The organism is Streptomyces sp. NPDC049040 (assembly GCF_043197715.1).
Lineage (GTDB): Bacteria > Actinomycetota > Actinomycetes > Streptomycetales > Streptomycetaceae > Actinacidiphila.
The window spans coordinates 367,353-379,659 of record NZ_JBICTO010000007.1 but is presented as its reverse complement, the minus strand read 5'-3'; the positions used below and the strand labels follow the sequence as shown (position 1 = coordinate 379,659).

14 protein-coding genes are annotated in these 12,307 nt (G+C 72.7%); 4 read left to right on the top strand and 10 right to left on the bottom strand.

Going from position 1 to position 12,307, the window contains the following annotated elements; genetic code table 11:
- Window positions 1–120: 120 nt before the first annotated feature.
- From ACGFMP_RS21210 to ACGFMP_RS21190, 5 genes are all read right to left on the bottom strand, one after another.
- Window positions 121–1,170: a PstS family phosphate ABC transporter substrate-binding protein gene (locus ACGFMP_RS21210; RefSeq protein WP_393674284.1), complete on the bottom strand. Its 1,050-nt coding sequence runs from the start codon at window positions 1,168–1,170 to the stop codon at window positions 121–123.
- A 309-nt stretch (window positions 1,171–1,479) separates the two neighbouring features.
- Entirely contained in the window at window positions 1,480–1,923 is a 444-nt protein-coding gene (locus ACGFMP_RS21205) for a hypothetical protein (RefSeq protein ID WP_393674283.1), read from the bottom strand.
- Between the two features lie 71 nt (window positions 1,924–1,994).
- Entirely contained in the window at window positions 1,995–2,318 is a 324-nt protein-coding gene (locus ACGFMP_RS21200) for a hypothetical protein (protein ID WP_393674281.1), read from the bottom strand.
- A gap of 300 nt (window positions 2,319–2,618) precedes the next feature.
- Complete coding sequence (locus ACGFMP_RS21195) at window positions 2,619–2,999, bottom strand: hypothetical protein (protein ID WP_393674280.1); 381 nt, start codon at window positions 2,997–2,999, stop codon at window positions 2,619–2,621.
- 380 nt (window positions 3,000–3,379) lie between these two features.
- Window positions 3,380–4,078 (bottom strand): PH domain-containing protein, encoded by a 699-nt coding sequence (locus ACGFMP_RS21190; protein ID WP_393674278.1) that lies wholly within the window; start codon window positions 4,076–4,078, stop codon window positions 3,380–3,382.
- A 277-nt stretch (window positions 4,079–4,355) separates the two neighbouring features.
- Between ACGFMP_RS21190 and deoC the strand changes: the two genes are divergently transcribed.
- Genes deoC through ACGFMP_RS21175 form a run of 3 tightly spaced genes read left to right on the top strand, consistent with a single transcriptional unit; the run spans window position 4,356 to window position 7,730 of the window.
- The gene (deoC, locus tag ACGFMP_RS21185) at window positions 4,356–5,357 is read left to right on the top strand and encodes a deoxyribose-phosphate aldolase (RefSeq protein ID WP_393674309.1); all 1,002 of its coding nucleotides are present in this window, start codon (window positions 4,356–4,358) and stop codon (window positions 5,355–5,357) included.
- Between the two features lie 5 nt (window positions 5,358–5,362).
- The gene (locus ACGFMP_RS21180; protein WP_393674277.1) at window positions 5,363–6,862 is read left to right on the top strand and encodes an aldehyde dehydrogenase family protein; all 1,500 of its coding nucleotides are present in this window, start codon (window positions 5,363–5,365) and stop codon (window positions 6,860–6,862) included.
- Complete coding sequence (locus ACGFMP_RS21175) at window positions 6,849–7,730, top strand: aldehyde dehydrogenase family protein (protein WP_393674275.1); 882 nt, start codon at window positions 6,849–6,851, stop codon at window positions 7,728–7,730. The genes ACGFMP_RS21180 and ACGFMP_RS21175 overlap by 14 nt, the downstream gene beginning before the upstream one ends.
- Window positions 7,731–7,745: 15 nt before the next feature.
- Here ACGFMP_RS21175 and ACGFMP_RS21170 read toward each other — a convergent pair whose 3' ends face one another.
- Window positions 7,746–8,102 (bottom strand): hypothetical protein, encoded by a 357-nt coding sequence (locus ACGFMP_RS21170; RefSeq protein ID WP_393674274.1) that lies wholly within the window; start codon window positions 8,100–8,102, stop codon window positions 7,746–7,748.
- An 86-nt stretch (window positions 8,103–8,188) separates the two neighbouring features.
- Here ACGFMP_RS21170 and ACGFMP_RS21165 point away from each other — a divergent pair, with 86 nt between their 5' ends.
- Window positions 8,189–8,803 (top strand): uridine kinase, encoded by a 615-nt coding sequence (locus tag ACGFMP_RS21165; RefSeq protein ID WP_393674273.1) that lies wholly within the window; start codon window positions 8,189–8,191, stop codon window positions 8,801–8,803.
- Window positions 8,804–8,849: 46 nt separating this feature from the next.
- Here the strand turns inward: ACGFMP_RS21165 and ACGFMP_RS21160 are convergent, their stop codons facing one another.
- From ACGFMP_RS21160 to ACGFMP_RS21145, 4 genes are all read right to left on the bottom strand, one after another.
- On the bottom strand, window positions 8,850–9,356 hold the full coding sequence (locus ACGFMP_RS21160; RefSeq protein ID WP_393674272.1) for a VanZ family protein: 507 nt from the start codon (window positions 9,354–9,356) through the stop codon (window positions 8,850–8,852).
- 74 nt (window positions 9,357–9,430) lie between these two features.
- The gene (locus tag ACGFMP_RS21155; protein WP_393674271.1) at window positions 9,431–10,063 is read right to left on the bottom strand and encodes a hypothetical protein; all 633 of its coding nucleotides are present in this window, start codon (window positions 10,061–10,063) and stop codon (window positions 9,431–9,433) included.
- On the bottom strand, window positions 10,060–11,607 hold the full coding sequence (locus ACGFMP_RS21150) for an ATP-binding protein (RefSeq protein ID WP_393674269.1): 1,548 nt from the start codon (window positions 11,605–11,607) through the stop codon (window positions 10,060–10,062). The genes ACGFMP_RS21155 and ACGFMP_RS21150 overlap by 4 nt, the downstream gene beginning before the upstream one ends.
- The gene (locus ACGFMP_RS21145; protein ID WP_327289075.1) at window positions 11,604–12,281 is read right to left on the bottom strand and encodes a response regulator transcription factor; all 678 of its coding nucleotides are present in this window, start codon (window positions 12,279–12,281) and stop codon (window positions 11,604–11,606) included. The genes ACGFMP_RS21150 and ACGFMP_RS21145 overlap by 4 nt, the downstream gene beginning before the upstream one ends.
- Window positions 12,282–12,307: the final 26 nt, after the last annotated feature.

The window sequence follows — 12,307 nt, the reverse complement described above, 5'->3', positions numbered from 1 at the left end:
GGCGCGCGGGGGCGGGCGGGGGGGGGGGTGGGGGGGGGGGGGGGGGGGGGGGGGGGGGGCGCGCGGCGGCCCCCCCCCCCCCCCCCCCCGGCCCGTGGTGAAGCGGTCGATCAGGGGGTGTTACGGGTGGGTGATGGCGCCGCACAGGGCCAGCGGGAGGAAGCCGTAGCTCTTGAGGTCGGCCTGCGCGGTGGCGTTCTTGCAGATCCAGCCGGTCGAGCTGAAGATCGCCTTCAGCGCGGTGGCGTGCGCGTCACCGGCGGTCCAGTCGCTGTTGCGGACGACGTTGTAGACGCTCCGGCCGTAGGCGCTGGTGGCGAACGACGAGGTGATCGTGTGCGTGGTCGCGTCGACCGGCACGAGGATCGGCGTCTGGCTGGTGCCGCCGATGTTGCGGATGGTCAGCGGGCCCTGCACGTCGTTGCCGGAGCCGTGGCCGTTGTAGACCTGGCCGATGTAGTGGGCGACCGAGTACGGGACGACCGCGTTGTTGTCGTGCAGGAGCAGGTTGCTGCCCTCGTTCTCCTGGACCGTGGTGTTGACGCACGACGGCTGCGGGTCGGCGTTGGACAGGCCGAGGACGCTCATGAAGAACGACCGGGTGCCGGAACCGCTCTGCGGCAGGAAGGGCTTGATCGTGGCGTTCGGCCCGGTGTAGCCGGCCTCGTCCGTGATCTGGTTCCAGTTGGTGATGGTGCAGTTGTAGATGCCCTTGAGGTCCGCGGTGCTCAGGTTGGCCGGGGCGTTGCCGCCGGACTGCGCCGCCCAGCTCACCGCGTCCTTGGCGAACGCGATGAAGTCGTCGGTGGCCAGCTGGCCGGCCGCGGGACCGCCGGAGGAGCGGGCGAAGTCGACCGTGGTCTTCGTGGTGTTCTGCAGTGCCGTGACACCGGCACCCGAGCCGTTGGGGCGCGGGTTCAGCGAGGTCGCACCGGTCTTGGTGGTGATCGGGGAGGTGCCCGTAGCGTCCCAGCTGTAGAGCTTGGGGCTGCCGGTGTAGTCGGCCGAGAACTGGTTGAAGAGGGCCTGGGTGGTGTCCGAACCCACACCGACGATGTCGGTCGCGGCGGGGGTCACACCGGTGGGGGGGTCGGCGGCGGCGGGACCGGCCAGCGTCACGAGGGAGACGAGCGCGGCGGCGGAGAGCAGAGCGACAGCAGTCTTACGCATGGTGCGTTTCCTCCAGGAGGAAGTGGCTTGCATGTCGGACCGGACCCCTGTGGGACCCGGCGCTGGAGCCACACCCGAACGGCTCCCAGCGGCACCGAGCCTCGCCGACGGCCCTGGGGGCGCCAAGTGCCGCGCTCCGCGGCCGATCTCGAACGGCCGGTGCGGGGGCCGGCCGCCGGTGGGGATGTCCGTACTGCTCACAGGCGGTGTGCCGACCGCTTCCCCGGCGCTGCCGGCTGCCGGTCCCGGCACCGTACGTGCTTCTCTCGGTGGGGCTTTGAGCCAGTTCGGGATACCTCCAGTTCACCGTCAGCGGTTGTCGGTGAGCACCACGGACCAGGCGCCGGAGGGCAGGTCGTCGAGCGCGCGCAGGAAGACCTCCGTCCCCTTGCGGCACTGGTCCTGCCGCAGATAACTTCGCGCGCTGGAAGCGATCGGCTCGCCCTCCCTGACCCCCGCCCTGCGCGCGGGCAGCCGCGCGGTCCACGACCAGCGGCCGAGCCGCTGCACCACGGCGTACCGCAGCACCCGCCGGTCGGCCCTCAACTCCCGCAGGGCCGCAACCAGTTCGCCGTCGTCCCGATATCGCGTCGCCGAGCACGCGAGATGCCGCCCGTTCGCGGCCACCAGGGACCAGCCGACCGTGCCTGCCGCGTCGTGCGACGTCAGCAGCCGGGGCCCGCGCCGTACCGGCCCGCTCTCACCGGCCGTGTCACTGTTCCCGCCGCGGATTCCCGGCCGCTGCGCCACCATCTCCTGCCACCTCCGTCGCCCGCACCCGTCGGTCGCCCCGCCCCGCCACCCGCGGGGCGGCCCTGCTCTGATCAGGCCTGCGCCGCCGCCTGCTCCTCCTCCCCCGGCGGGGTGCCTAACAGAGCGATGAAATTGCGGAACGCGCCCTGGCAGGTGGCGTAGCGCTCATAGGCACGCGGCGAGCGCGCCAGCGGTCGCCCGTGCGGGCCCGGCACCGTCCACACCCAGCCGATGCCCTTCTTCTCGTGCAGGATCCGCGCGAGGTGGTCCGCCCCGTCGTCCCTGAGTGCCGCGCACGCGCTGACCGCGTCCTGAGCGGTTCTGAAGTGGGCGGGAGAGACGGCCACGACCCGCCCGTTCGGAGCTTTCAGCCGCCACTCGTACAGTCCGTCCACGGACTTCTCAGCGGTGAAACGACCCCTGCCTCTTCGGGGGCGGTCTTCACCGGACTTCTCCACATGGTCCATTGACATTCCCCTCAACCAGGTGACCGGCGCACCGGGCGCTACGCGGGGGACCGAGGGCGGAACCGCTCCCCTGCGGCGCCGCGAGCGTCGGACCGCCGACGTCAAACCCCCTGCGGACACCCGCTGTCCGCACCCCTGTTCGCGTGGTCACGGAATGACGCTCAGGGGGGATGGTGGCCGAGCATCCACGCCAATGTGAACAACAGCACCCGTAGGGACAACTTCGGCTCAGCCTGCGCCCCCCTGGGAAGCAGCGCCGGCCGCCCCCGTCTTCAGCAGCAGGACGCGGAAGCGCTCGTAGGCCGCCTGGCACGTCGAGTGCCGCTCGTACGCCCGCGCGGACACCGCCGACACCTGCCCGTCGGGGCCGCGCAGCCGCCATATCCAGCCGTTGGACTCGGCGGCGTGCTGCACTCCCCCGGTCAGTCCCGCCGCCTTCTCGCACAGCGTCGATAACTCGGCCCTGCACGCCGCGTCGTCCCGGTGTGTCCGTGTCCCCAGGGCGATCACCCGCCCGTTGTTGGCGGTGAGCCGCCACGAGAACCAGCCGTCCTCGTCGACATCGACCTGACACCGCGCGCTCGCGTCGCTGACACTTTCCCCGGACATCGCGCCACCCCACCCCCTGGCTCCACCACTCGTGCAGCACGGGCAATGTATGGGGCGAATCGCGGTGGAGAGCCATCTCACAAGTCGCCCGCGGCATGCTTCATCCCGAAGTTGCCCCTTGTTCACAGGCGATCACCGGGAGTGAGGGCAACGTTGTCGGGACCATGCGTGCCGCCAGGTACGTCTCCCCTGGTCAGACCCCGGGCCCATGCCTCGGCGGGCCCCGGGAGGCCCTCCGCCCGCGATCCGGAGCAGCCTTGCCACGACGCTGCCCGGCGCCGGGCGGCCCGGGTGCTGCGCCCGCATCGAGGGCCGCCCCGGGGCTGCCCTCCCTCTCGCGACCCACCGCGGGCGGCGGCGCGCGGGACGCGGGAGAGCCGTCAGCCGATGGCCAGCAGGACGATCAGCACGATCGCCCCTGCCGTCGCGGGCGCCAGGACCTCCCAGCACCAGCGGACCACGGGGGCGGTGGCGGCGCTGTCCGCGACGGCCTCGCCCTCGCGGCGTTCGTGGAGCTCGCGCAGTTCGCTCAGCGCCTGGTCCGACCAGGCCCTGATGGTCGGATCCGCGCCTGGCACGGCCGGCCGGCGGCCGGGGGCGGGCCGCAGCCCGCCGGGAGTGAAGGCGTCGTCCCCCGCCGCCTTCGACCTGGCGTCCTGCTTCGCCGCCCGCTTCCGCGCCCGCAGCGAGACCGGGATGGCCCAGAGCTGGTATTTCCTGCCGCCGGCCAGCAGCTCGGTGGAGTACGAGGACCGCACCGCGTCCACGCCGGTCCACGGCACGGTGATCGTGCGGAAGGGGTTGCGCACCCGGATCCGGTCGGAGTTGGCGAAGACGGCGGGCCGCAGGGTGAGCGCCACGATCAGCGGCAGGGCCAGCAGCAGCGCCGCGATGGCCAGCCACGGGGTGTGGCCCTTGCCCTTGGCGATGGCGTCGCCACCGAGCCAGCACGCGATCGCGACCAGGCCCGCCCCGCCGACCATCCCGGCCATCGAGCGGTAGACGCGGTCGGCGTACTGCGGCTCCCCGGGACCTCCCCCGGACGGCGGCGTCGGGTGGTCGGACCTCGGACTGGTCATCGGATACCTCCGTGGATAATCGCCGCGGGGGGCGGCGGGGAAACGAACCCCTGCGGAAGCGGGGGTCCGCCGCCCGGGCGGGTCATCGTGCACGACGGCCACTTCGCGGAGCTCACAATCTAACGCGAGGGACCGCGTGCCCGGCCCCCGGCGATGCCGACCGCGGCAAGAAGCGCGGGGCGCCCGCGTACTCCCCGCGGGGGCGGGCGGGGGCGGCCGCGGGTCACCCCGGGTAGTGACACACCGCTACGCGCGTAGATATGCTGGGCTCGTGACCATGTCCTCTGTTGTTCCCGCATACGGCCCCGACGCCCCCGGGCGACTGGCCGGCCTTGCCGACGTCACGGCCTCGGACGCCGCCCTGCGGCGGTTTCTGCACGGGCTGCCCGGGGCCGACGCCGTCGGCCTCGAAGCCAGGGCCGCAGGCCTCGGCACCCGGTCGATCAAGACGACCGCGAAGGCCTACGCCATCGACCTGGCGATCTCGATGATCGACCTGACGACCCTGGAAGGCTCCGACACCCCGGGCAAGGTCAGGGCGCTGTGCGCCAAGGGCCGCAGGCCCGACCCGACCGACCCCGCCACCCCGCACGTCGCGGCGATCTGCGTGTATCCCGACATGGTCGCGGTGGCACGCGAGGCGCTGGGCGACGGCTCCGGCATCAGCGTCGCCTCGGTCGCGACCGCCTTCCCGGCCGGCCGGGTCGCCCGGCCGGTCAAACTCGCCGACACCGCGGACGCGGTCGCCGCAGGGGCGGACGAGATCGACATGGTCATCGACCGCGGCGCCTTCCTGTCCGGCCGCTACATGGAGGTCTTCGAGGAGATCAGGGCCGTCAAGGAGGCCTGCGCCCGCCCCGGGGACGCGGGCGCGGCCCATCTCAAGGTGATCTTCGAGAACGGCGAGCTGTCGACGTACGACAACATCCGGCGCTGCTCGTGGCTGGCGATGCTGGCGGGCGCCGACTTCATCAAGACCTCGACCGGCAAGGTCGCGGTCAACGCCACCCCGCCGAACACCCTGCTGATGCTGGAGGCGGTGCGCGACTTCCGCGAGGCGGTCGGCGTGCAGGTCGGGGTCAAGCCGGCCGGCGGCATCCGCACCTCCAAGGACGCGATCAAGTACCTGGTGATGGTCAACGAGACGCTCGGCGACGACTGGCTGTCCCCCGACTGGTTCCGCTTCGGCGCCTCCAGCCTGCTCAATGATCTGCTGATGCAGCGGCAGAAGCTCAGCACCGGCCGGTATTCCGGTCCCGACTACGTCACGGTGGACTGATCGTCATGGCCAACCAGAAATTCGCCTACGCACCCGCGCCCGAGTCCCGCGCCGTCGTCGACCTCGCGCCGTCCTACGGGCTGTTCATCGACGGCGAGTTCACCGAAGCCGCGGACGGCACCGTCTTCAAGACGGTGTCCCCGTCGAGCGAGGAAGTGCTCGCCGAGGTCGCACGGGCCGGCGAGGCCGACGTGGACCGGGCGGTCAAGGCCGCGCGCAAGGCCTTCCGCGGCTGGGGCGCGCTGCCCGGCGCCGAGCGCGGCAAGTACCTCTTCCGTATCGCCCGCATCCTCCAGGAGCGCTCCCGCGAGCTCGCGGTGCTGGAGTCGCTGGACAACGGCAAGCCGATCCGCGAGACCCGCGACGTCGACCTGCCGCTGGTCGCCGCGCACTTCTTCTACTACGCGGGCTGGGCCGACAAGCTCGCCTACGCGGGCTACGGTCCCGACCCGCGCCCGCTGGGCGTGGCCGGGCAGGTCATCCCGTGGAACTTCCCGCTGCTGATGCTGGCCTGGAAGATCGCCCCCGCGCTGGCCGCGGGCAACACCGTCGTCCTCAAGCCGGCCGAGACCACCCCGCTGTCCGCGCTGTTCTTCGCCGACGTGTGCCGGCAGGCGGGGCTGCCGCGCGGGGTCGTCAACATCCTGACCGGTTACGGCGACGCGGGCGCCGCGCTCGTCGCGCACCCCGACGTGGACAAGGTCGCCTTCACCGGCTCCACGGAGGTCGGCCGGGCCATCGCCCGCACCGTCGCGGGCACCCGCAAGAAGGTCACGCTCGAACTCGGCGGCAAGGCCGCCAACATCGTCTTCGACGACGCCCCGATCGACCAGGCCGTCGAGGGGATCGTCGACGGCATCTTCTTCAACCAGGGCCATGTGTGCTGCGCCGGATCCCGGCTGCTGGTGCAGGAGTCGGTCCAGGAGGAGGTGCTCGACGCGCTCAAGCGGCGGATGAGCACGCTGCGGGTCGGCGACCCGCTCGACAAGAACACCGACATCGGGGCGATCAACTCCGCCGAGCAGCTGGCCAGGATCACCGCGCTGGCCGAGGCGGGCGAGGCGGAGGGCGCGGAGCGCTGGGCGCCCGCCTGCGAACTGCCGTCGTCCGGCTACTGGTTCGCGCCGACCCTCTTCACCGGCGTCACGCAGGCCCACCGGATCGCCCGCGAGGAGATCTTCGGCCCCGTGCTGTCCGTGCTGACCTTCCGCACCCCGGCCGAGGCCGTCGAGAAGGCCAACAACACTCCTTACGGCCTGTCGGCGGGCATCTGGACCGAGAAGGGCTCGCGCATCCTGTCGATGGCGAGCAAGCTGCGGGCCGGGGTGGTGTGGGCGAACACCTTCAACAAGTTCGACCCCACCTCGCCGTTCGGCGGCTACAAGGAGTCCGGCTACGGCCGGGAAGGCGGCCGGCACGGCCTCGAGGGCTATCTGGCCGGAGCCGGCGACCCGGCACCCGAACTTGCGAACGACAAGGAGAGCGCGACCGATGAAGGTGTCTGAGCAGTCGCGTCTTGCCGTGTTCAAGACCTACAAGCTGTACGTGGGGGGCAAGTTCCCCCGCTCGGAGAGCGGCCGGGTGTACGAGGTGAAGGACTCCAGGGGCGGCGGCTGGCTGGCCAACGCACCGCTGTCGTCCCGCAAGGACGCCCGTGACGCGGTGGTCGCGGCCCGCAAGGCGGTGCCCGGCTGGTCGGGCGCGACCGCGTACAACCGCGGACAGGTGCTCTACCGCGTCGCGGAGATGTTGGAGGGCCGCCGGGAGCAGTTCGCCCGCGAGGTCGCCGACGCCGAGGGGCTGTCGAAGTCCAAGGCCGCCGCCGCGGTGGACGCCTCCGTGGACCGCTGGGTCTGGTATGCCGGGTGGACCGACAAGATCGCCCAGGTGGTGGGCGGCGCCAACCCGGTGGCCGGCCCGTTCTTCAACCTGTCCACGCCCGAGCCGACCGGCGTCGTGGCGGTGCTGGCCCCGCAGGAGTCCTCCCTGCTGGGCCTGGTCTCGGTGCTGGCCCCGGTGATCGCCACCGGCAACGCGGCCGTCGTGGTCGCCGCCGAGGGCGCGCCGCTGCCGGCCCTGTCCTTCGGTGAGGTGCTGGCCTCGTCCGACGTCCCCGCCGGTGTGGTCAACATCCTCTCCGGCCGCACCGCGGAGCTGGCGGCGCCGCTGGCCGCCCACCAGGACGTCAACGGCCTCGACCTGACCGGCGCGGACGCGGACTTGGCCGTGGAGCTGGAGCGGTCGGCGGCCGACACGCTCAAGCGCGTCCGCCGCCCCGGCGCGTCCGCGCAGGACTGGACCGCCGACCCCGGCACCGGCCGCCTGACGGCCTGGCTGGAGACCAAGACGGTCTGGCACCCGATCGGGGTGTAGGGCCCGTCCGGCCCCTCAGCCGGAGAACACGCCGCTCGCCGGGCCGACGACCGGCAGGGTGGACAGCGACCCGCCGCGGGTGACCTGGTCGGTGACGGCCGTGGTCGACACCGGCTTGAAGTCGGCGACCTGGGAGCCGACGCCGTTGTCCAGCGGGTCCACCCCGGTGTTGGAGAGCGGGTCGAGGCTGAGGTGCCGGACCGGCTCGACACCGGCGCCCAGGGCGCCGGTCACGGTGCCGGTCGGGAGCGCGGCGTCGGGGGCGGCCGTCCCGGCAGGTGCCGGGGTGGCCGCCACCGCGGCGGCGGCCGGCAGGAGGGTCGCCGCGGCGGCGGTCAGGCTGAGGGTGAGAGCGGTACGCAGGCGTGACATGGTCCCAGGGTAACGGAACGAGTGCGGTGAGTAGTTGCGTCACGCCCCGGGATCACTCGGCCGGGGATACGGGAGAATGGTGTCCCGTGAGTTCACTTCCCGCCCGCGTGATCCTGCTGGCCGGGCCGTCAGGCTCGGGCAAGTCCTCGCTGGCCGCCCGTACCGGGTTGCCGGTGCTGGCGCTCGACGACTTCTACAAGGACGGCGACGACCCGTCGCTGCCGTTGCTGCCCGGCGGCACCGCGATCGACTGGGACGCGCCGCAGTCCTGGAACGCCGAGGCGGCTGTCGCCGCGATAGCGGAACTCTGCGCGGAGGGCGCCGCGGACACGCCCGTCTACGACATCTCCACGAGCGCGGCCGGCGGCTGGGACCGGCTGGAGCTGGACGGGGCGCAACTCTTCGTCGCCGAGGGGATCTTCGCGGCGGAGATCGTCGGACGCTGCCGTGAGCTCGGTCTCCTCGCGGACGCGCTCTGCCTGCGAGGCCGTCCCTCCACGACGGCTCGCCGGCGCTTCGCGCGGGACCTGCGCGAGGGGCGGAAGGCGGTGCCCTTCCTCCTGCGCAGGGGCTGGCACCTCATGCGCGCGGAGCGCGCGATCGTCGAACGCCAGGTCGCGCTGGGCTGCCACCCCTGCGGTGCGGCCACCGCCCTGACCCGCATCCTCGCCACCCCCACCCCAAGCCTGCGGCCCGCCTGACCCCCGTCCCCGCCCGTGCACCCGGCGGGACGCCGGGGACCGGCGGCTACGGAGTGGGGACGTGGGTGGCGGCGAGGGGGGCACCCTCGCGCAGGAAGACGGCGTCGCGACGGCGCAGCCGGCGCCGCACGGCCGGCACGACCAGCAGATGCGCCAGCGCGACGCCCGCCGTGTTGAGGATCAGCGCGTCGACGTCGAACAGCTGGCCAGGGACCATCGTCTGGGTGAACTCGACCGAGATCGAGACCATCAGCCCGGCGAAGACGGTACGGACGAAGGACGCCACGCCGGACGTCTCGACCCGCCCGCCGGCCATCGGCAGCAGCACCCCGAGCGGGGCCAGCAGGGCCAGGCCCGCCAGCAGATGGCGGGTCGCCTGCTCGGGGCCCATCCGCAGGTCCGCCCTGATCGTGTCGAAGGGCCGCAGGTTCGGCGACGGCACCCACGCCACGTAGTGCGGCCGCAGCAGCAGCCAGGCGGCGAACGCGAGGTACGCGGCGGTGAGCAGGAGCCCGGCCGCGCGCACCCGGTACAAAGAGCCTTCGTGCTGCACACCGCCGAAGACGCGGCGCGGTCGCCTTCCGGTTCCCGTACCCCCGGTGTGACGCCCCGCACGTCGGCCGCCGGTCAGGACACCTCGACGCCTGCCGTGTCGGCTGCCTGCGGGCGGGTCCGCAGGTCGGGCGTGCAGGTGTAGCGGCGGACCTTGTCGCCGTTCTCGGGGCCGCCGAGCACCACGCTGTGGCCTGCGGAGGCCAGCGGGCTCACCGCGAGCGTGCAGACGATCTGCGCCAGCGCGAAGGACGGCAGGTCCTCGATCGGCTGGCCGAGCCGCAGCGCGTCGTCCGGGTCACCGGGCGCGGGACCCGAGACCTCGAGCGTGCCCGGCACCGCCGTGGCGAAGCCGGCCTTCGCCTCGTCGCCGAGCACGCTGCGCTGCAACTGGGCGATCAGCTCCCTGACCTGCTCGACCCGGCCGGCCTGCCGGGCCCGTATCTGCACGGTCCGCGGCACGGGTGTGGTCTGGCTCCCGCACACCAGGTAGACCTGCTCCACCGCCGCGTCCGTCACGCCCGGCGAGTTGTCGGCCTTCGGCACCGCGCAGGAGACCCGCGAGGGCGCGGGCCCCGCGTCGACCGGCACCGTCGTCGTACGGATGCCGCAGCCGGACGCCAGCGGCAGCACCGCGAGCAGCACGGCACCGATCGCGGCGAGGCCGCCGGAGGGCCGGGAGGCCCGGGTCGGGATGCGCCCGCTCATCGCGCACCGCCCCCGGCTCCGCCGGCGGGGCCGCCGCCGTTGACCGCGTCTGAGGCCACGTCCTCGCGCGGGTGGCGGGGAAGCCGCAGCGTGAAGACGGCGCCGCCGGACGGGTCGTTCGCGGCGGTGATGTCCCCGCCGTGGATGTGGGCGTTCTCCATCGCGATGGACAGGCCGAGCCCGCTGCCCTCGGACCGGGCCCTGGAGGCGTCGGCCTTGTAGAAGCGGTCGAAGACGTGCGGCAGCACCTCCTCGGGGATGCCGGGCCCGTGGTCGGTGACCGCGACCTCGATGTACTCCTCGTCATCCGGCCCCGCCTCGGTACCGCGGACCGTGACCTTCACCGGCGATCCGCCGTGCTTGAGCGCGTTGCCGATCAGATTCGCCATGATCACGTCCAGCCGCCGCGGGTCGAGCGTGGCCAGCACCCCGCGGGGCGCGTCCAGCTCCACGGAGTCCAGCCAGGCCCTGGCGTCCATGCAGGCCATCACCTGCTCACCGACGTCCACCTCGTCCACCCGCAGCTTCGCGGTACCCGCGTCGAACCGGGTGACCTCCATCAGCGTCTCCACCAGTTCGTTGAGCCGCCGGGTCTCGCTGACCACCAGGCGGACGGCGGGCGCGATCATCGGGTCCAGCGCCTCCGCCTCGTCCTCCAGCACATCGCTGACTGCGGTGATCGCGGTCAGCGGGGTGCGCAGCTCGTGCGACATGTCCGCGACGAAGCGGCGGCTGGACGCCTCCCGGGCGCTCAGCTCCTCGACCCGGGTCTCCAGGGCCTCCGCCGCGTTGTTGAACGTCCGTGACATCTCTGCCAGTTCGTCGGTGCCCGACACCTTCAGCCGGGTGTCCAGGTGCCCCTCCCCCAGCCGCTGCGCGGCCTCGCCGAGCCGCCGCACCGGGCGCAGCACCGCGGCGCCCGCGGCCTGCGCGAGCAGCGCGGAGCCGATCAGCGCCAGCAGCGTCGCGATGCCGAGCGACCAGGCCAGCGAGTTGAGGTCCTTGCGCTCCGCGTCCAGCGACTTGAGCATGTAGCCGGTCGGCCCGTCGCCGTTGATCCGGGCGCCCGCCACCAGGTACGGCCTGCCCTGCAGGGATATGCGCTCCCAGAGCAGGTGGTATTTGCTGTCGTCCTTGGTGTGCACGGTGTTCACGGCCGTCTGCAGGGTCGGCGGCACGTCGTCCAGGGTGAAGACGTCGCGGTTCGACGTCGCCGCGCACTCCTGGTTGTCGGGGCCGGTGCTGATCAGCACCACCTGGTAGGTGTCAGGGCCGCCTATCCGGCTCGCGGTGCTGTCCAGCGACTGGCACGTCGGGCTGACCGGCAGCGAGGCGGCATTGCGCTGCAACGAGTCGCGGAAGTCGTTCAGCGCGCTGTTCTGGGCGCGGGTGAGCACGGCGTCGCGGTTCAGCCAGTAGGCGATGCCGGACACCGACACCGCCGCGGTCAGGGCGACCGCCGCGAAGACGGCGACCAGCCGCAGGCGCAGGCTCGTCCAGCGCAGCAGGCCGAAGCGCCACCTGCCACCGGGGCCTGACGTCACTGCGGCGTGTCCAGGCGGTAGCCGACACCGCGGACGGTACGGATCAGCGCCGGCGAGGACGGCACATCCTCGATCTTGGCGCGCAGCCGCTGCACGCAGGCGTCCACCAGCCGGGAGTCGCCCAGGTAGTCGTGCTCCCACACCAGCCGCAGCAGCTGCTGGCGGGACAGCGCCTGCCCCGGCCGGCGGCTCAGTTCGAGCAGCAGCCGCAGCTCGGTCGGCGTGAGCTGGAGGTCCTCGCCGTCCTTGGTCACCGTCATGGCGTTGCGGTCGATGACGATCGAGCCGAAGGCCGCGGAGTCGGTGCTGTCCCGCTCCCCGCGGCGCAGCACGGCACGGATCCGGGCGTCGAGCACCCGGGGCTGCACCGGTTTGATCACGTAGTCGTCGGCGCCGGACTCCAGGCCCACCACCACGTCGATGTCGTCACTGCGCGCGGTGAGCAGGATGATCGGCAGCTGGTCGGTGCGCCGGATACGCCGGCACACCTCGAAGCCGTCGATACCCGGCAGCATCACGTCGAGCACGATCAGGTCAGGACGCTGCTCCTTGAGGAGCTTCAGGCCGTCCTCGCCCGTCGCCGCGGCCACCACGCGGTGACCCTGGCGGGACAGGCCGAGTTCGAGACCGGTGCGGATGGCGTCGTCATCCTCGATCAGCAACAGGAAGGGCACGCCGGACATTGTTGCCTACCTCTGGT